The sequence below is a fragment of the Pseudomonas sp. GM25 genome (assembly GCF_000282255.1).
GTDB classification, from domain to species: domain Bacteria; phylum Pseudomonadota; class Gammaproteobacteria; order Pseudomonadales; family Pseudomonadaceae; genus Aquipseudomonas; species Aquipseudomonas aphyarum.
In genome coordinates, this window is sequence record NZ_AKJQ01000015.1 from 25,026 (window position 1) to 42,118 (window position 17,093).

The window sequence follows — 17,093 nt, forward strand, 5'->3', positions numbered from 1 at the left end:
TACTCGCCGCACTCCCTGGGGTGCTTGCCAGTTGACGATGTCCCTGAGCCGATTTGCACTACCCTGGGGGTTGCACGTTGGGCTGGTGTGCATGTCCGCCAGACGGAAAGCCTTAAAGCCTACTGCATCCTCCACCTTGAACTCTCGGGTTCAAGGGCTAAGTCGACAGCGGCTCATCCGGGGAGCCTGATTCGAATCCGATGCCGGTGCATGCCGGCATCGGATTTTTTATGCGTACGTTTTCGTCCCACCCTGTCGAAGCCGAACCATGACCGAACCCGCGTTGCTGCCCCGTCCCCAACTACGCCGCCTGCTGCGCAAGGCCCGCCGCTCGCTGACGCGAAGCGAACAACGCCAGGCCGCCGAAGGCCTGTACAAGCAGCTCGCGCAAGACCCGCACTTTCGCCGGGCCAAACACATTTCCCTGTACCTGCCCACCGACGGTGAAATCGACCCGCGCCTGTTGCTGCGCGCCGCCCAGCGTCGGGGCAAGAAAACCTACCTGCCGGTGCTCAGTGCCTGGCCGCGGACCAAAATGGTCTTCCAGCAGATCCGCCCCGGCGAAAAACTCAAACCCAACCGCTTCCGCATTCTCGAGCCGCGCGCCAATCTGGCCCGTCAGCGCAAGGTCTGGGCACTGGATCTGGTGTTGTTGCCCCTGGTGGGATTCGACGATGTCGGCGGGCGTCTGGGCATGGGCGGCGGATTCTACGATCGCAGTCTGGCGTATCTGGCCCGACGCCAGAACTGGCGCAAGCCGACACTGTTGGGGCTGGCCCATGAATGTCAGAAAGTCGAACGTCTCGCGCAAGCGAGCTGGGATGTGCCGTTGCAGGGAACGGTGACAGACAAGGCGTGGTATTTCGCAGGATAGACGCCGCGCGGATCAGCGGCGTCGAAAAGGCAGTTTCAGCGTTTGAAGGCTGTCGACTGTTGTACTTGTTGCGCCACTTCAATCGGTGCATCGGCCTTGTTGGCCCACAGACTTTGCGCATAACCGGTGGTCACGACGCCCAGACCGAACAAAATCACCAAAGTCCACAGCAAATCCGGTTTGCGTTTCATCGATTGCCCCCCTCAAGGCACATCATCACGATGACAGCAGCGGTTTCCATTCGTAGGCCGTGCAGCAGCGTCAAGCTTTAAAGGCCGGCATTTTGCGACAACGTGAACCTCTGCGCAAATGCTGGCGTCAACCGACCGTCGGTTTGTCATAAAATTGCCGGACAACCTGCCCAATGACCGCTTGAGGAGCACACACCATGGCCTACTGGCTGATGAAATCCGAGCCCGACGAGCTCTCGATCAAGGGCCTGGAAAAGCTCGGCAAAGCGCGCTGGGACGGGGTTCGCAACTATCAGGCACGCAATTTCCTGCGGGCCATGGCGGTGGGGGACGAGTTCTTTTTCTACCATTCCAGCTGCCCGGAGCCGGGAATTGCCGGAATCGGCAAAATCATCGAAGCCGCGTACCCGGATCCCACCGCACTGGAACCGGAGAGCCATTACTTCGATCCGAAAGCCACGCCGGAGAAAAACGCCTGGAGCGCGATTGATGTTGCCCACGTCGAAACTTTCAGCCGGGTCTTGAAGCTGGATTACCTGAAACAGCAGACCGCGCTGGCCGAGATGCCGCTGGTGCAGAAGGGTTCGCGACTGTCGGTGATGCCGGTGACGGCCGAGCAGTGGGCGGCAGTGATCGCGCTCAAACCCTGAGTCATTTGTCGCTTGTCAAAATGCCATCGCGAGCAAGCTCGCTCCCACAAGGGATCTGTGTGAATCACAAAATTGTGATCACCATGAATCCTGTGGGAGCGAGCTTGCTCGCGATGAGGCCCGCCCGGACAACGAATGCCTTACTGGATGATCAGGTTGTTGAACAACAGATCTTCAACCACCGGTTTGCCGGTCTCGTCATTCATCACTTGCTGGGTCTGCTTCAAGGCTTCCTGACGCAGCTTTTCCTTGCCTTCGATGCTGCCCATCGCATCAGTCGTCTGCTGGGTGAACAGCGCCACCAGCTGATTGCGGATCAGCGGCTCGTTGGCCTTGACCAGTTTGGTCGCCTCTTCGCCGGTCACCCGCAGTGCCACGTCGGCCTTGTAGACCTTGAGCTTCGGGGTGCCATCGAGCCCGTAGTTGCCCACAAACGGCGGGCTCAGGGTGATGTAGTTGACCTTCGGCGCCTCGCCCTCTTTGGCTTCTTCGGCCAGCGCTGCCACAGGCAGAGACAGGGCCAGCAACAACATGATCCACGCTTTCACAATTCGCTCCTTATCCGGTTTGCGGCCTAGCATAACGACCCGCCGCGCAAGCACAAGCTTATGGCGGACTATCAGGGCCGGGCATGCTCGTTGACCCGTTGACTGCCACACCTACACTTATCGGCCATCACTCCCAAAGGAATAGCCCTGATGAAAGCCGTGCTGTGCAAAGCCTTCGGCCCTGCCGAATCGCTGGTGCTGGAAGACGTCGCCAGTCCTGTCGCCAAGAAGAACGAAATCCTGCTGGACGTGCACGCCGCCGGGGTCAACTTCCCGGACACGCTGATCATCGAGGGCAAGTACCAGTTCAAGCCGCCCTTCCCGTTCTCGCCAGGTGGCGAAGCCTCCGGCGTGGTCAGCGAAGTGGGTGAAAAGGTCAGTCACCTGAAGGTCGGCGATCGGGTCATGGCCCTGACCGGCTGGGGCAGCTTCGCCGAACAGGTCGCGGTGCCAGGCTATAACGTGCTGCCGATCCCGCCGTCGATGGATTTCAACACCGCCGCCGCGTTCAGCATGACCTATGGCACGTCGATGCACGCCCTCAAACAGCGCGGCAACCTGCAACCGGGTGAAACCCTGCTGGTACTCGGTGCCTCCGGCGGCGTTGGTCTGGCCGCTGTGGAAATCGGCAAAGCCATGGGCGCCCGGGTGATCGCCGCCGCCAGCAGCGCGGAAAAACTCGCCGTGGCCAAGGCGGCCGGTGCCGACGAACTGATCAACTACAGCGAAACCAGCCTCAAGGACGAGATCAAGCGCCTGACCGACGGCCAGGGCGCCGACGTGATCTACGACCCGGTCGGCGGCGACCTGTTCGATCAGGCCATCCGCGCCATCGCCTGGAACGGCCGCCTGCTGGTCGTCGGTTTCGCCAGCGGCCGCATTCCCGAACTTCCGGTCAACCTCGCCCTGCTCAAGGGCGCGGCAGTGCTCGGCGTGTTCTGGGGCTCCTTCGCCCAGCGCCAGCCGCAGGACAACGCGGCGAACTTCCAGCAACTGTTCGGCTGGTTTGCCGAGGGCAAGCTGAAACCGCTGGTGTCGCAGGTCTATCCGCTGGGCAATGCCGCACAGGCGATCAATGATCTCGGGCAGCGAAAGGCTGTCGGGAAAGTCGTGGTGCAAGTGCGCTGAGCTGATCGGGCGACCCGGGATTGATGGCAACTGCCGGGTCGCCCTTCAGAGCACTCCAGCCCTACATCAAACTGCGAATGTCCTCCGGCAACAGACTCATGTAAGTCCGGACCGGACTGTCGCGGCATCCCCGGACAATCGTCGGAATCCGCTTGTTCAGTCTGGCGATCATATCGAGGCGCTGTTCGTCCGGCAGCTGCGCTTTGTGGAAAACATTGGAAAGGTAGGCCCTGGTGTGAACGAACACCTTCGTATCGATCCACGACTGTTCCGCAATGTCGCCGAGATATTCGTTCAGGGTGCGGCACTTCAAGGCTTTCAGTTGCTGGTTGATGTGGATGGGTTGATCCAGATCCAGCCTGAATACCATCGGCGCAAGGACTCGCCTCTCTGCCGGCCTGTCGCCCTCGACGGTCCACGGCTTGAAACGCCATTGCTCGACGGCAATCCTGACCGCCTCGATCAGCTCCGGATGGCTGCTTGGCGCAAAGCTGATCCGGTCGACTGAACCGTCGGCATGGACGGTGAACTCGGCCCCCACTTCACCTGTAACACCCGCCCTGAAAAGCGCCAACGGATAGATCGGCTTCGGGTTGTTTTCCGGGATCAGCAGCACCTCTACCGCCCACGCACCTCCCGATGCCATCAGCAAAAACAGCAACACACACCACCGCATGAGCCCTCCCCCCCTTCACCGCACGAGTGCCCGATTGGCACCGTCAAAAGGGTAGAGCCCGACGGCCTGAAACAGAACGCCGTGCCTTCCGTATTGTTCGCAGGACATTTCCCAAACCTGCGTCTTACAAGACCCTGAAACCCGGCAGGAAGACGTCGAAGTAACCTTTCCCACAACGCCGCGTACTTATATCTGAGCGACATGTTCATAAAGGAACGCGCGACTTCCAACATTTCCGCTGTTTTGCCGATGGGAAGCGGTGCTATTTTCGGTAACGAAACTGTAACATTCGCATCCGCAGTCAAAACAAGAAATCTGGAGCTCTTGAATGTTTGCTTTCTTTCGTCCTGCCGCACATCAGGCTCCATTGCCTGAAGAAAAAATCGACAGCACCTACCGACGCCTGCGTTGGCAGATCTTCGCCGGCATCTTCTTTGGCTACGCGGGTTACTACCTGCTGCGCAAGAACTTCTCGCTGGCCATGCCGTACCTGATCGACGAAGGCTACAGCCGTGGCGATCTGGGCCTGGCGATGTCGGCCATCGCCATCGCCTACGGTCTGTCCAAGTTCCTCATGGGCCTGGTGTCCGACCGCTCCAACCCGCGTTACTTCCTGCCATTCGGCCTGCTGGTATCGGCCGGGGTCATGTTCATTTTCGGTTTCGCGCCTTGGGCAACCTCCAGCGTGACCATGATGTTCATCCTGCTGTTCATCAACGGTTGGGCCCAGGGCATGGGCTGGCCGCCGAGCGGACGCACGATGGTGCACTGGTGGTCGCAGAAGGAACGTGGCGGCGTGGTGTCGGTGTGGAACGTGGCGCATAACGTCGGTGGCGGCCTGATCGGCCCGCTGTTCCTGATCGGCATGGGCCTGTTCAACGACTGGCACGCAGCGTTCTACGTCCCGGCTGCCGTGGCTCTGGCGGTAGCGGTGTTCGCTTTCGTGACCATGCGCGACACCCCGCAGTCGGTCGGCCTGCCGCCGATCGAGAAGTACAAGAACGACTACCCGGAAGGCTACGACGCCAGCCACGAAGACGAATTCAGCGCCAAGGAAATCTTCGTCAAATACGTGCTGCGCAACAAAATGCTCTGGTACATCGCCATGGCCAACGTCTTCGTCTACCTGCTGCGCTACGGCGTGCTGGACTGGGCGCCGACCTACCTGAAGGAAGCCAAGGGTTTCACCGTGGATAAAACCTCGTGGGCCTACTTCTTCTACGAGTGGGCGGGGATTCCGGGCACGCTGCTGTGCGGCTGGATGTCGGACAAGATCTTCCGTGGCAACCGTGGCCTGACCGGCATGGTGTTCATGGCACTGGTGACCGTGGCGACGCTGGTGTACTGGCTGAACCCGGCCGGCAACCCGACCGTCGACATGATCGCGCTGTTCTCCATCGGCTTCCTGATCTACGGCCCGGTGATGCTGATCGGCCTGCAGGCCCTGGAACTGGCACCGAAGAAAGCCGCCGGCACTGCCGCAGGCTTCACCGGTCTGTTCGGTTATCTGGGTGGTTCGGTCGCGGCCAGTGCAGCAATGGGCTACACCGTGGACCATTTCGGCTGGGATGGCGGTTTCGTGCTGCTGGTGGGCGCTTGCCTGCTGTCGATGGCCTTCCTGGCCCCGACCCTGTGGCACAAGCAAGTCGCCAGTCAGAGCCGCGAAGCTGTCGCCTGATCGGCCTTTGACTTACAGCGCTTGAGCCGCGCCTCCAGATTCCGGTCTGGCATGGCGTGGCTGCGCAGGGCGTGAGCGGTCTGCTCGACATAATCGCGAGTGGTGCCGTAACGCCCGCAAGCGCTTTCGAACACCTGGCTCAGCACATGATCCGGCAGATTGCCGGCATAGCTGGGCAGGTGTCGCTCCAATACAAATCCCAAGGCCTGTACCTGGCTGCCATCTTCGAGTCGGCAGTTGAGCCAGTGTGGCCGATAGGACGGGAACGGCATCTCGCGCTTCCACAACGCATACAGCGCGCTGTCCAGATTGTCTTCCGGCAACCGGTAGGCGAAGCCGCTGCACGAGCCGCCGCGATCCAGACCAAAGACCAGACCCGGCATTTCCGGCGTGCCGCGATGCTCGTGGGACCACAGGTACAAACCGCGATGGTAGCCATGCACGCGCCCGCGCACCCGCTCGACGGCGGAGCATTCCGGCCGCCAGATCAGCGAACCGTAGGCGAACAGCCACACCGGCCCGCCCTTGTGGCGCGCCATGGTCGATTGCATGGAAGCGAGAAGTTGTTCGTGCGTCAGCTGCGGCCCAAGATCGAGCCGCGGAGGGTAAGCCAGGTTCAGAAAAGCGTTTTCAATGGCGCTCATGGCGAATAGCGTTCAGCTCCCCGCGGGTGAAGAATTACTTAATAGAACGCACCGCTGTAACAATAAGGCACATATGTTTTAAGGCAATTTGAGTGCCATGGCACAGTTCTTAATTGATTGCCTGATTGATATATAACCTACCGGCATTTATGCAATTACATAAATACCGATCGGCTATATAGAGAGTTATAACGAACTTACGAGCGAGGTGCGTAAGCAAACACATCCGCACGCATTTGATGGGCATCCATCCCTGCCTCGACCAACGCATCCAGCGTGCCGTAGACCATGGCTGGCGAGCCGCTGGCATAGACGTGCAGCGGTTTCAGATCGGGGAAATCCTCACACACTGCTTCATGCAACATACCGCAGCGCCCTTCCCAGCCGCACTGATCACTGACGACCTTGTGCAGGAACAGATTGGGCAACTTCAGCCATTCGTCCCAATGTTCGATTTCGTAGAAATCTTCCGGACGACGCACGCCCCAGTACAAGTGCACCGGATGTTTGAAGCCATTGGCCCGGCAGTGTTCGATCAGGCTGTGGATCTGGCCCATGCCGGTGCCCGCGGCGATCAGCACCAGCGGCCCGTCCGGCAGTTCCGCCAGATGGGTGTCGCCGAACGGCAGTTCGACCCGCACCATCGGGTTGCGCGTGAGCTGATCGATCAGGCTCAGCGCACTGGATTCGCGCGCCAGCACATGGATTTCCAGATCGCGCCCGCCGTGGGGCGCCGAGGCCATGGAGAACGCCGACTTCTCGCCGTTCTCGCGCTCGATCATCAAGTATTGGCCAGCGTGGTAGCGCGGCGGCTTGCCGGCCGGTGCCCGCAGGCGCACACGAAAGGTATCGCCACCGACGTCCCGGCACTCGATGACCTGACACGACACGCTGCGCACGGGCAGTTCTCCCAGCGCGAGCACGCCATCCCACAGCACGATGCAGTCTTCCAGCGGCTCCGCTATGCAAGTGTAGAACTCGCCGTGGTCATGCACCTTGCCGGCCTGTTCGACCCGGCCTTCCACCAGCAGCGCCGCACACACATGGCAATTGCCGTTGCGGCAGCTTTGCGGGCATTCGTAGCCCAGGCGCCGCGCACCATCGAGAATCCGCTCTCCGGGCTGTATCTCGAGCACCGCTCCGGAGGGCTGCAGGGTTACACGCATCAATCTATTCCTAACTGATTCCAGATGGCATCGATCCGTTGGGTGACGGCATCATCCTTGACGATGACGCGGCCCCACTCGCGAGTGGTTTCGCCCGGCCACTTGTGGGTGGCGTCCAGGCCCATCTTCGAGCCGAGCCCCGACACCGGCGAGGCGAAGTCGAGGTAGTCGATCGGCGTGTTGTCGATCATCACCGTGTCGCGCTTGGGGTCCATGCGCGTGGTGATGGCCCAGATCACGTCGTTCCAGTCCCGCGCGTTGATATCGTCGTCGGTGACGATAACGAACTTGGTGTACATGAACTGTCGCAAAAACGACCAGACACCCAGCATCACGCGCTTGGCATGGCCCGGATACGACTTCTTCATCGTCACCACGGCCATGCGGTACGAGCAGCCTTCCGGCGGCAGGTAGAAGTCGGTGATCTCCGGAAACTGCTTTTGCAGGATCGGCACGAACACTTCGTTCAGCGCCACGCCGAGAATCGCCGGCTCATCCGGCGGACGACCGGTGTAGGTGCTGTGGTAGATCGGCTTGATCCGGTGGGTAATACGCTCGACGGTGAACACCGGGAAGCTGTCGACTTCGTTGTAGTAACCGGTGTGGTCGCCGTACGGGCCTTCATCGGCCATTTCGCCCGGATGAATCACGCCTTCAAGGATGATTTCGGCAGTGGCCGGCACTTGCAGGTCGTTGCCGCGGCACTTCACCAGCTCCGTGCGGCTGTCGCGCAGCAGACCGGCGAAAGCGTATTCGGAGAGGCTGTCCGGCACCGGAGTAACGGCGCCGAGAATGGTCGCCGGATCCGCGCCAAGGGCCACGGACACCGGGAACGGCTGCCCCGGATGCTTCTCGCACCACTCACGGAAATCCAAGGCGCCGCCACGGTGGCTGAGCCAGCGCATGATGACCTTGTTGCGGCCGATCACTTGCTGACGGTAGATACCAAGGTTCTGCCGGTCCTTGTTCGGGCCCTTGGTGACGGTCAGGCCCCAAGTGATCAGCGGCGCCACGTCGCCCGGCCAGCAGGTCTGCACCGGCAGCATCGCCAGATCGACGTCATCACCTTCGATGACCACTTCCTGGCACGGCGCGTCTTTGACGACTTTCGGCGCCATCGCGATGATCTTGCGGAAGATCGGCAGCTTCGACCACGCGTCCTTCAAGCCCTTCGGCGGCTCAGGCTCCTTGAGGAACGCCAGCAGCTTGCCGATTTCGCGCAGCTCGCTGACCGACTCGGCGCCCATGCCCATGGCCACCCGCTCGGGAGTGCCGAACAGGTTGCCGAGCACCGGGATGTCGTAACCGGTCGGCTTCTCGAACAGCAGCGCCGGGCCCTTGGCCCGCAGCGTGCGGTCGCACACCTCGGTCATCTCCAGCACCGGCGAGACGGGAATCTGGATGCGTTTCAACTCTCCGCGCTGCTCAAGCTGCTGCACGAAATCCCGAAGATCCTTGAATTTCATTGACGATGGCACCCTCAAAATAGGCGTACATCCTACCTGCTATGCCGGTCGCTGGCAGCCCGTCACTGCTTACTTGGCTGCATTCGCCTGACCTTTTCCGAGATTTGCCCTGGCCTGCAGGCCGACAAACAGCGGTTCGAGGATCGGCGCCACGAAGCGCGCACCGACTTCCGACAGGTGATTGTCATCGGTGTACAGCGAGTAACCACCGAGCTCGGCGCGGCAAAGACCGCTTTCATCGCACAGCTTCGGCGCCGGATCGACGACACGTACCGCCGGATCCTTCGCCAGATCGGCGAACAGCTGACTGATGAACGCCTGGCGCTTGTGGTGTTCAGCGACATTCAGCCCGACGTCATCCACCGGGCGATCCAGCATCGCCAGCCGCGTCAGTCGGTACGGCGGACTGAAAGCCTGCAACGGCGCCTCTTTCACCAGCCAGACCCGATGCCCACCGGCCCGCAACTGCGCCACCCGTGCACGAAGGCCTTCGGCCAGACGCTGCTCGGCGATGACCCGGTCATAATGTCCGTCGGCTGCTTTCAATGCGTGATCCAGGCCACTTTTCGTGTCGCCATAGAGATACAGGCTCCAGCGCGCGACCAGCACCACATCGCTGGCTTTCTGCGGCTTGAGTGCCTGCTCGACCCGCTGATTGAACCGTACGCAGCGAGCGTCATGTTCAATTCCCGCCACCGGAACGCAACCGGCCGAACTGGCGAGGACTACGCTGACACCATGGGCTTTGGCGCCATCGTCGAATATCGGAATCAGCGCGGTGGCATGGCTGTCACCCCAGACCAGCGCACGTGACGGGCGGTCCTGCAGACCGTAGCGGCAGAACAGTTTGTCATCCGGCGTCTTGTCGTCGGCCAGGCATGCCATCAGTTCCGGCCGCCATTCGCGGCCATTGGCGTACTGCAACGCCTGATCGGACAGGCGCCACGGCAAGCCATCGGTCCAGCGCAGTGTTTGTCCGGCCAACCCGAGCACCAGCACGCCGCAGGCACCGGCCAGAAGGATCTGCCGACGCCCGGCGAGCAAGCGCCGCTCGCGAAAGGGCGTCTCGACGAATTTCCACGACAGATAACCCAACACCAGCGTCAGCAGGATCAGGCCGGCGCTGTCGAAGGCGCTCGGTTCCTCGACGCTGGCGTAGCTGGAAAACACGAACACCGGCCAGTGCCACAGGTACCAGGAATAGGAAATCAGACCCAGGCCGACCATGACCCGGCTGCTCAAGAACTGACCCACCCAGGTCTGGCGATGACCGTTGGCCAGGATCAGCAGCACGACGCCAAGCACCGGCAGCAATGCGGCCGCACCGGGGAACGGCGTACGCTTGTCGAAACCGAACACCGCCAACAGAATCAGGCCCATGCCGAGCAGGCTCAACAGTTGCGCCGCCATCGGCTTGAGGCGCCAGGCATGCTTCGGCGCGATCGCCAGCATCGCCCCGGCCAGCAGTTCCCACGCGCGCATCGGCAACAGAAAGAAGGCTTTTTCCGGGTGATGATGGACCGCCCAGACACTCAACCCGAACGAAACGAGCAAGATGCCGAACAGCGCCAGCCGCCAGTGTTTCAAGCGGCTCGACATCAGGGTCAGCAACAGCGGAAAGACGATGTAGAACTGCTCCTCCACCGCCAGCGACCAGGTATGCAGCAGCGGTTTGAGGTCCGAGGCAACATCGAAATAGCCGTCCTGGCGCATGAACAGGATGTTCGAGACGAACATCACCTGATAGCGCACCGAGCGCCCGAGTTCTTCGTAGTCCTTGGGCGCCAGCAGGAACCAGCCTAACGCCAGCACCGCGATGATCATCGCAAACAGCGCCGGCAGAATCCGCCGCGCTCGCCGCGACCAGAACTCGACGAAGCTGAACCTGCCCGCCTGGCGCTGGTTCCAGATGATCGAGGTGATGAGGTAGCCGGAGATCACGAAAAACACGTCCACGCCGACAAAACCGCCGGTAATTCCGGGGACGCCAAAATGGAACAACACCACGGCAATTACAGCGACTGCGCGCAAGCCGTCGATATCCCTTCGATAAGCGAGTGTGCTCATAAATCCTTGATGCCAATCAGATGGTTATTTTTGTACAGCCTTGAATGCTGCTTCTTTGTTTTGCCAACTCAATGACCTTACCAGATCGCAAACCTCCCATCGTCCCGGACAGAAAACAGGCAAAAAAAATGGCGCCCCCTGAGGGACGCCATTTTCTGAATCAACCGACGATGTTACTTGCGCTTCATCGACAGGAAGAATTCGTCGTTGGTCTTGGTCGTTTTCAGCTTGTCGACCAGGAACTCGATGGCAGCCACTTCGTCCATCGGGTGCAGCAGCTTGCGCAGGATCCACATACGCTGCAGTTCGTCGTCGGCGGTCAACAGCTCTTCGCGACGGGTACCGGACTTGTTGATGTTGATGGCCGGGAACACACGTTTCTCGGCGATACGACGGTCCAGTGGCAGCTCCATGTTGCCGGTGCCCTTGAACTCTTCGTAGATCACTTCGTCCATCTTCGAGCCGGTTTCAACCAGCGCGGTGGCGATGATGGTCAGCGAGCCGCCTTCTTCGATGTTGCGCGCAGCGCCGAAGAAACGCTTCGGTTTCTCCAGGGCGTGGGCATCGACACCACCGGTCAGCACCTTGCCGGAGCTCGGGATCACGGTGTTGTAGGCACGGGCCAGACGAGTGATGGAGTCGAGCAGGATCACCACGTCCTTCTTGTGTTCGACCAGGCGCTTGGCCTTCTCGATCACCATTTCAGCCACTTGCACGTGGCGGGTCGGCGGCTCGTCGAAGGTCGAGGCAACCACTTCGCCGCGCACGGTGCGCTGCATTTCGGTCACTTCTTCCGGACGTTCGTCGATCAACAGCACGATCAAATGAACTTCAGGATTGTTACGGGCGATGTTCGCTGCGATGTTCTGCAGCATGATCGTTTTACCGGCTTTCGGCGGTGCAACGATCAGACCGCGCTGGCCTTTGCCGATCGGAGCGCACAGGTCGATCACACGACCGGTGAGGTCTTCGGTGGAACCGTTGCCGGCTTCCATCTTCATGCGCACGTTCGGGAACAGCGGGGTCAGGTTCTCGAAGAGAATCTTGTTCTTCGCGTTCTCAGGGCGATCGAAGTTGATCGTGTCGACCTTGAGCAGGGCGAAATAACGCTCGCCTTCCTTCGGCGGGCGGATCTTGCCAACGATGGTGTCACCGGTGCGCAAGTTGAAACGGCGGATCTGGCTCGGCGAGACGTAGATGTCGTCAGGGCCGGCGAGGTAGGAAGCGTCAGCGGAGCGCAGGAAGCCGAAGCCGTCCTGGAGAATCTCCAGCACGCCATCACCGGAGATTTCCTCACCGCTTTTAGCGTGCTTTTTCAGCAGGGAGAAAATCACGTCCTGCTTGCGCGAACGGGCCATATTTTCTATGCCCATCTGTTCGGCCAATTCGAGCAGTTCGGTAATCGGCTTTTGCTTGAGTTCAGTCAGATTCATATAGGAATGACGTAATCATTTATGGAGGGGGGAAATTAAGCTTTTGGCTTAATGAGGCCGCGCCGCGGAGAAGGCGACAGGATCGCGTACTTATTCGAAAAGGAGTGCGTCGGCGACGGCTAGCAGGGGGCAGTGGAGAAACCAGTGCGGGGCCGAATGTATCACCTGAGTTTCGGAGCGTCTAGCCCTGAATACGCAAAAAGCCCCGCAATTTGCGGGGCTTTTTGAGGACAATCTTTACCGCGACGCTTAGATGTTGGCGTCGAGGAAAGCAGCCAGTTGCGACTTGGACAGAGCGCCGACCTTGGTCGCTTCCACGTTGCCGTTCTTGAACAGCATCAGGGTCGGAATACCACGTACGCCGTGCTTGGCAGGGGTTTCCTGGTTTTCGTCGATGTTCAGTTTGGCAACGGTCAGCTTGCCTTTGTAAGTCTCTGCAATCTCGTCCAGAACCGGAGCGATCATTTTGCAAGGGCCGCACCATTCAGCCCAGTAGTCGACCAGGACAGCGCCTTCGGCCTTGAGTACGTCGGCTTCGAAGCTAGCGTCGCTAACGTGTTTGATCAGATCGCTGCTCATGGAATTCTCCAGGTTGTAAGCAAAAAAACGTGGCCCATCATAGCCGCCCTTCCCTTGTTCAGGAAGCCGCAGATGATTGAGTCTTGCTATGGCACTCGATGAGTTTGGGTATAGCTCAAGTCACGCGCTGGCGGGGGCGATGAAGGAAATTCCGGTGCGCAGGGCCGCGTTGCGCACGTGTTCCTGCATGGCCTTCTGCGCGGCGGCGGAGGCCCGGCGAGCCAGGGCGCGGAGGATCTTGCGGTGTTCCTGCCAGGTTTCCATGGCCCGTTCGGCGCGGATGAACGGTAGTTTCTGGCTCTCCAGAAAGATGTCGGCGCTGGCGGTTAGGATGCTCAGCATCGCCTGATTGCCGCTGGCCAGCAGGATTCGCCGGTGGAATTCGAAATCCAGTTTCGCCGCTGCCTCGAAATCGCCGGCGCGCAGTTGCTCGCGCATGGCTGCGACGTTGTCTTCCAGTTCGTCCAGATCAAACGTGCTCAGCGTCACCGCCGCCAATCCGGCCGCGAACCCTTCCAGCGCGTAGCGCAACTGAAAGATTTCCAGCGGCGACGCCTGGGCTGCAAACGGCCAGGCCGGTGCGCCCTCACCGCGCGGCAATTCCACCGGTGCCTGCACGAACACACCTTTGCCCGGCTGGATGCTGACCACACCCAGCGCGCTCAAGGACGACAACGCCTCACGCAATGACGCGCGACTGACACCCAGCTGAACCGCCAGATCCCGTTGCGAAGGCAGCGCATCGCCGGGGCCGAAGCCCTGCTCGGTAATCAGTTTGCGGATCGCTTGCAGCGCCACTTCGGGTACGGCGCGGGAGATCGAGTTCATGGTTTTCCAGACGGACCAGGCCAAGGTGCGGCCAGTTGTAAAGCTATTCGAGGCATCAGGCAAGTCGTGCCCCAGCGGGGTTCGACGGTGCGCATCGATGCGCTATCGCAGTGCGAAACCCGACCTGACTGTTCAGACCAGTAAGACCGAACAAACCCGCTAAACCCGTGGCTTTGCGGGGCCGAACCTCAGTCTTGGCACGGCCCATGCTCTGTCCGATCGCAGAATTCACTTCCCGCCGATCCGGAGATTGTCCATGACGAAGCGTTACAGCGCCCTCCTCGCCGCCCTGTTTGCCGGTCTGATGTTGAGCCAGGCCCCCGCCCATGCCGACGGTCTGGAGGACGTGGTCAAACGCGGCACTTTGAAAGTCGCCGTGCCCCAGGACTTTCCGCCGTTCGGTTCGGTCGGCCCGGACATGAAGCCGCGCGGCCTCGATATCGACACCGCGAAACTGCTGGCCGAGCAGCTCAAGGTCAAACTCGAACTGACCCCGGTCAACAGCACCAACCGCATCCCGTTCCTCACCACCGGCAAGGTCGACCTGGTGATTTCCAGCCTCGGCAAGAACCCCGAGCGCGAGAAGGTCATCGATTTCTCCCGCGCCTACGCACCGTTTTACCTCGCCGTATTCGGCCCGCCGGACGCCGCGGTCAGCACCCTCGACGACCTCAAGGGCAAGACCATCAGCGTCACCCGGGGCGCCATCGAAGACATCGAGTTGACCAAGGTCGCCCCCGAAGGCGTGACCATCAAACGCTTCGAAGACAACAACTCGACCATCGCCGCCTACCTCGCAGGCCAGGTCGACCTGATCGCCAGCGGCAACGTGGTGATGGTCGCGATCAGTGAAAAGAACCCGAAACGCGTCCCCGCGCTGAAAGTGAAGCTCAAGGACTCGCCGGTCTACGTCGGCGTGAACAAGAACGAGCCGGCGCTGCTGGGCAAGGTCAACGAGATCCTGGCCACCGCCAAGGCTGACGGCGCGCTGGAAAAGAACGCGCTGACCTGGCTCAAAGAGCCGCTGCCGGCCGACCTCTGACCGGCGACGCGGGAGACTTTCATGGCCTATCAGTTCGATTTCTTGCCGGTGGTGGAAAACACCGACCTGCTGCTGCGCGGGGCGCTGTTCACCCTTGAGCTGACGGCCATCGGCGCGCTGCTCGGGGTTGGCGTGGGCATCATCGGGGCGTTGGTGCGGGCCTGGAACATCCGCCCGTTCTCGACGATCTTCGGCGTTTATGTGGAGTTGATCCGCAACACGCCATTCCTCGTGCAACTGTTCTTCATCTTCTTCGGCCTGCCGTCCCTCGGCGTGCAGATTTCCGAGTGGCAGGCGGCGGTGCTGGCGATGGTGATCAACCTCGGCGCGTACTCGACCGAGATCATCCGCGCCGGGATCCAGGCGATTCCGCGCGGGCAGCTGGAAGCCGCAGCGGCATTGGCAATGAGCCGTTTCGAAGCGTTCCGCCACGTGGTACTGCTGCCTGCGCTGGGCAAGGTCTGGCCGGCGCTTAGCAGTCAGATCATCATCGTCATGCTCGGGTCGGCAGTGTGTTCGCAGATTGCCACCGAAGAATTGAGCTTCGCCGCCAACTTTATTCAGTCGCGCAACTTCCGCGCTTTTGAAACCTACGCCCTGACCACCCTCATTTATCTGTGCATGGCGCTGCTGATCCGTCAGTTGCTGAACTGGCTCGGCCGGCGCTACCTGTCGAAAAGCAGTGCAAGGAGCAGCCAATGAGCGACTTCACGTTCTGGGACATCCTGCGCAACCTGCTGACCGGCCTGCAATGGACGCTGGCGCTGTCGCTGGTGGCGTTCATCGGCGGCGGGATCGTCGGGTTGCTGATCCTGATCATGCGCATCTCGAAAAACCCGCTGCCCAGCAGCATCGCCCGCACCTGGATCGAACTGTTCCAGGGCACCCCGCTGTTGATGCAGCTGTTTCTGGTGTTCTTCGGCGTGGCGCTGGCCGGGGTGGAGATTTCGCCGTGGATGGCGGCGGCGATTGCCCTGACGCTGTTCACCAGCGCCTACCTGGCGGAGATCTGGCGCGGCTGCGTGGAGGCGATTCCCAATGGTCAGTGGGAAGCTTCGTCGAGCCTGGCGCTGAATCCGCTGGAGCAACTGCGCTACGTGATCCTGCCGCAAGCGCTGCGCATCGCCGTGGCGCCGACCGTGGGTTTCTCGGTGCAAGTGGTCAAGGGCACCGCCGTGACTTCGATCATCGGCTTCACCGAGCTGACCAAGACCGGCGGGATGCTCGCCAACGCCACCTTCGAACCGTTCATGGTCTACGGCCTCGTCGCCTTGGGCTACTTCCTGCTCTGCTACCCCCTGTCCCTCAGTGCGCGCTACCTGGAAAGGAGACTGCATGCCTCTGCTTAGAATTTCCGCCCTGCATAAATACTACGGCGATCACCACGTGCTCAAAGGCATCGACCTGAGCGTCGAGGAAGGCCAGGTAGTGGCGATCATCGGCCGCAGCGGCTCGGGCAAATCCACCCTGCTGCGCACCCTCAACGGCCTGGAGTCGATCAACGACGGCGTGATCGAAGTCGATGGCGAATACCTCGACGCCGCCCGCGCCGATCTGCGCAGCCTGCGGCAGAAAGTCGGGATGGTGTTTCAGCAGTTCAACCTGTTTCCGCACCTGACCGTCGGCGAGAACGTGATGCTCGCGCCGCAGGTGGTGCAGAAAGTGCCCAAGGCCAGGGCGCAAGAACTGGCGCGGCAGATGCTGGAGCGCGTCGGCCTGGGTGAAAAGTTCGATGCGTTCCCGGAACGCCTCTCGGGCGGCCAGCAACAGCGCGTGGCGATTGCCCGGGCGCTGGCAATGTCGCCGAAGGTGTTGCTGTGCGACGAGATCACCTCGGCGCTGGACCCCGAACTGGTCAACGAAGTGCTCAGCGTGGTCCGCCAGCTCGCGAAAGAAGGCATGACGCTGATCATGGTCACCCACGAAATGCGCTTCGCCCGGGAGGTCGGGGACAAGCTGGTGTTCATGCATCAGGGCAAGGTGCACGAGGTGGGGGATCCGAAAGTGCTGTTTGCCGATCCGCAGACGCCGGAGCTGGCGAATTTCATTGGCACTGTCGAAGCGACTGCCTGAGGGCTCTGCGGGGGCCTGACGGACGCATTCGCGAGCAAGCTCGCTCCCAC

General features: G+C 60.9%; 18 protein-coding genes and 1 other RNA gene. 9 read left to right on the forward strand and 10 right to left on the reverse strand.

Annotated features, from left to right (window positions below):
- Positions 1-9 precede the first annotated feature (9 nt).
- Both ssrS and PMI24_RS05825 read left to right on the forward strand, forming a co-directional pair.
- A non-coding RNA gene (ssrS, locus tag PMI24_RS28690) (6S RNA) lies at positions 10-188 on the forward strand.
- 80 nt (positions 189-268) lie between these two features.
- Positions 269-874: a 5-formyltetrahydrofolate cyclo-ligase gene (locus PMI24_RS05825; RefSeq protein WP_007951812.1), complete on the forward strand. Its 606-nt coding sequence runs from the start codon at positions 269-271 to the stop codon at positions 872-874.
- Positions 875-909: 35 nt separating this feature from the next.
- Here the strand turns inward: PMI24_RS05825 and PMI24_RS29340 are convergent, their stop codons facing one another.
- A complete protein-coding gene (locus PMI24_RS29340; RefSeq protein WP_007911192.1) occupies positions 910-1,065 on the reverse strand; it encodes a hypothetical protein in 156 nt (51 codons plus the stop codon).
- A gap of 197 nt (positions 1,066-1,262) precedes the next feature.
- On the opposite strand from PMI24_RS29340, the gene PMI24_RS05830 reads away from it, so the two are divergent.
- Positions 1,263-1,715: an EVE domain-containing protein gene (locus tag PMI24_RS05830; protein ID WP_007951813.1), complete on the forward strand. Its 453-nt coding sequence runs from the start codon at positions 1,263-1,265 to the stop codon at positions 1,713-1,715.
- A 140-nt stretch (positions 1,716-1,855) separates the two neighbouring features.
- Here the strand turns inward: PMI24_RS05830 and PMI24_RS05835 are convergent, their stop codons facing one another.
- Positions 1,856-2,263 (reverse strand): flagellar basal body-associated protein FliL, encoded by a 408-nt coding sequence (locus PMI24_RS05835; RefSeq protein WP_007951814.1) that lies wholly within the window; start codon positions 2,261-2,263, stop codon positions 1,856-1,858.
- A 150-nt stretch (positions 2,264-2,413) separates the two neighbouring features.
- Here PMI24_RS05835 and PMI24_RS05840 point away from each other — a divergent pair, with 150 nt between their 5' ends.
- On the forward strand, positions 2,414-3,391 hold the full coding sequence (locus PMI24_RS05840; protein WP_007951816.1) for an NADPH:quinone oxidoreductase family protein: 978 nt from the start codon (positions 2,414-2,416) through the stop codon (positions 3,389-3,391).
- Positions 3,392-3,452: 61 nt separating this feature from the next.
- On the opposite strand, the gene PMI24_RS05845 is transcribed toward PMI24_RS05840, so the two are convergent.
- Positions 3,453-4,067, reverse strand: coding sequence for an energy transducer TonB (locus tag PMI24_RS05845; RefSeq protein ID WP_007951818.1), 615 nt, complete (start codon positions 4,065-4,067; stop codon positions 3,453-3,455).
- A gap of 328 nt (positions 4,068-4,395) precedes the next feature.
- Between PMI24_RS05845 and glpT the strand changes: the two genes are divergently transcribed.
- Positions 4,396-5,745 carry a glycerol-3-phosphate transporter gene (gene glpT, locus PMI24_RS05850; RefSeq protein WP_007951819.1) on the forward strand — a complete coding sequence of 450 codons (1,350 nt, stop codon included), beginning with the start codon at positions 4,396-4,398 and terminating at the stop codon, positions 5,743-5,745.
- Here the strand turns inward: glpT and PMI24_RS05855 are convergent.
- From PMI24_RS05855 to PMI24_RS05885, 7 genes are all read right to left on the reverse strand, one after another.
- Positions 5,721-6,389, reverse strand: a complete 669-nt coding sequence (locus tag PMI24_RS05855) for a gamma-glutamylcyclotransferase (RefSeq protein WP_007951821.1) — start codon at positions 6,387-6,389, stop codon at positions 5,721-5,723. The genes glpT and PMI24_RS05855 overlap by 25 nt on opposite strands.
- Positions 6,390-6,586: 197 nt before the next feature.
- Entirely contained in the window at positions 6,587-7,555 is a 969-nt protein-coding gene (locus PMI24_RS05860; RefSeq protein WP_007951822.1) for a CDP-6-deoxy-delta-3,4-glucoseen reductase, read from the reverse strand.
- Positions 7,555-9,021, reverse strand: coding sequence for a 4-hydroxy-3-polyprenylbenzoate decarboxylase (ubiD, locus tag PMI24_RS05865; protein WP_007951823.1), 1,467 nt, complete (start codon positions 9,019-9,021; stop codon positions 7,555-7,557). The genes PMI24_RS05860 and ubiD overlap by 1 nt, the downstream gene beginning before the upstream one ends.
- Positions 9,022-9,090: 69 nt before the next feature.
- Positions 9,091-11,088, reverse strand: coding sequence for an acyltransferase family protein (locus PMI24_RS05870; RefSeq protein ID WP_007951824.1), 1,998 nt, complete (start codon positions 11,086-11,088; stop codon positions 9,091-9,093).
- Positions 11,089-11,261: 173 nt separating this feature from the next.
- Complete coding sequence (gene rho / locus PMI24_RS05875; RefSeq protein ID WP_007951825.1) at positions 11,262-12,521, reverse strand: transcription termination factor Rho; 1,260 nt, start codon at positions 12,519-12,521, stop codon at positions 11,262-11,264.
- A gap of 249 nt (positions 12,522-12,770) precedes the next feature.
- Entirely contained in the window at positions 12,771-13,100 is a 330-nt protein-coding gene (gene trxA / locus PMI24_RS05880; protein ID WP_003206727.1) for a thioredoxin TrxA, read from the reverse strand.
- Between the two features lie 120 nt (positions 13,101-13,220).
- Positions 13,221-13,928 (reverse strand): FadR/GntR family transcriptional regulator, encoded by a 708-nt coding sequence (locus PMI24_RS05885; RefSeq protein ID WP_007951828.1) that lies wholly within the window; start codon positions 13,926-13,928, stop codon positions 13,221-13,223.
- A 256-nt stretch (positions 13,929-14,184) separates the two neighbouring features.
- Here PMI24_RS05885 and PMI24_RS05890 point away from each other — a divergent pair, with 256 nt between their 5' ends.
- Genes PMI24_RS05890 through PMI24_RS05905 form a run of 4 tightly spaced genes read left to right on the forward strand, consistent with a single transcriptional unit; the run spans position 14,185 to position 17,043 of the window.
- Positions 14,185-14,970, forward strand: coding sequence for a transporter substrate-binding domain-containing protein (locus PMI24_RS05890; protein ID WP_007951830.1), 786 nt, complete (start codon positions 14,185-14,187; stop codon positions 14,968-14,970).
- A 21-nt stretch (positions 14,971-14,991) separates the two neighbouring features.
- Positions 14,992-15,672, forward strand: coding sequence for an amino acid ABC transporter permease (locus PMI24_RS05895; protein WP_007951831.1), 681 nt, complete (start codon positions 14,992-14,994; stop codon positions 15,670-15,672).
- Complete coding sequence (locus PMI24_RS05900) at positions 15,669-16,319, forward strand: amino acid ABC transporter permease (RefSeq protein ID WP_007951832.1); 651 nt, start codon at positions 15,669-15,671, stop codon at positions 16,317-16,319. Before PMI24_RS05895 ends, PMI24_RS05900 begins: the two co-directional genes overlap by 4 nt.
- Positions 16,306-17,043, forward strand: a complete 738-nt coding sequence (locus PMI24_RS05905) for an amino acid ABC transporter ATP-binding protein (protein WP_007951833.1) — start codon at positions 16,306-16,308, stop codon at positions 17,041-17,043. Before PMI24_RS05900 ends, PMI24_RS05905 begins: the two co-directional genes overlap by 14 nt.
- Positions 17,044-17,093: the final 50 nt, after the last annotated feature.

Coding starts and splice junctions, on each gene's coding strand:
- PMI24_RS05825 (WP_007951812.1), top strand. CDS start 269: ATGACCGAACCCGCGTTGCTGCCCCGTCCCCAACTACGCCGCCTGCTG.
- PMI24_RS29340 (WP_007911192.1), bottom strand. CDS start 1,065: ATGAAACGCAAACCGGATTTGCTGTGGACTTTGGTGATTTTGTTCGGT.
- PMI24_RS05830 (WP_007951813.1), top strand. CDS start 1,263: ATGGCCTACTGGCTGATGAAATCCGAGCCCGACGAGCTCTCGATCAAG.
- PMI24_RS05840 (WP_007951816.1), top strand. CDS start 2,414: ATGAAAGCCGTGCTGTGCAAAGCCTTCGGCCCTGCCGAATCGCTGGTG.
- PMI24_RS05845 (WP_007951818.1), bottom strand. CDS start 4,067: ATGCGGTGGTGTGTGTTGCTGTTTTTGCTGATGGCATCGGGAGGTGCG.
- glpT (WP_007951819.1), top strand. CDS start 4,396: ATGTTTGCTTTCTTTCGTCCTGCCGCACATCAGGCTCCATTGCCTGAA.
- PMI24_RS05855 (WP_007951821.1), bottom strand. CDS start 6,389: ATGAGCGCCATTGAAAACGCTTTTCTGAACCTGGCTTACCCTCCGCGG.
- PMI24_RS05860 (WP_007951822.1), bottom strand. CDS start 7,555: ATGCGTGTAACCCTGCAGCCCTCCGGAGCGGTGCTCGAGATACAGCCC.
- ubiD (WP_007951823.1), bottom strand. CDS start 9,021: ATGAAATTCAAGGATCTTCGGGATTTCGTGCAGCAGCTTGAGCAGCGC.
- PMI24_RS05870 (WP_007951824.1), bottom strand. CDS start 11,088: ATGAGCACACTCGCTTATCGAAGGGATATCGACGGCTTGCGCGCAGTC.
- rho (WP_007951825.1), bottom strand. CDS start 12,521: ATGAATCTGACTGAACTCAAGCAAAAGCCGATTACCGAACTGCTCGAA.
- trxA (WP_003206727.1), bottom strand. CDS start 13,100: ATGAGCAGCGATCTGATCAAACACGTTAGCGACGCTAGCTTCGAAGCC.
- PMI24_RS05885 (WP_007951828.1), bottom strand. CDS start 13,928: ATGAACTCGATCTCCCGCGCCGTACCCGAAGTGGCGCTGCAAGCGATC.
- PMI24_RS05890 (WP_007951830.1), top strand. CDS start 14,185: ATGACGAAGCGTTACAGCGCCCTCCTCGCCGCCCTGTTTGCCGGTCTG.
- PMI24_RS05895 (WP_007951831.1), top strand. CDS start 14,992: ATGGCCTATCAGTTCGATTTCTTGCCGGTGGTGGAAAACACCGACCTG.
- PMI24_RS05900 (WP_007951832.1), top strand. CDS start 15,669: ATGAGCGACTTCACGTTCTGGGACATCCTGCGCAACCTGCTGACCGGC.
- PMI24_RS05905 (WP_007951833.1), top strand. CDS start 16,306: ATGCCTCTGCTTAGAATTTCCGCCCTGCATAAATACTACGGCGATCAC.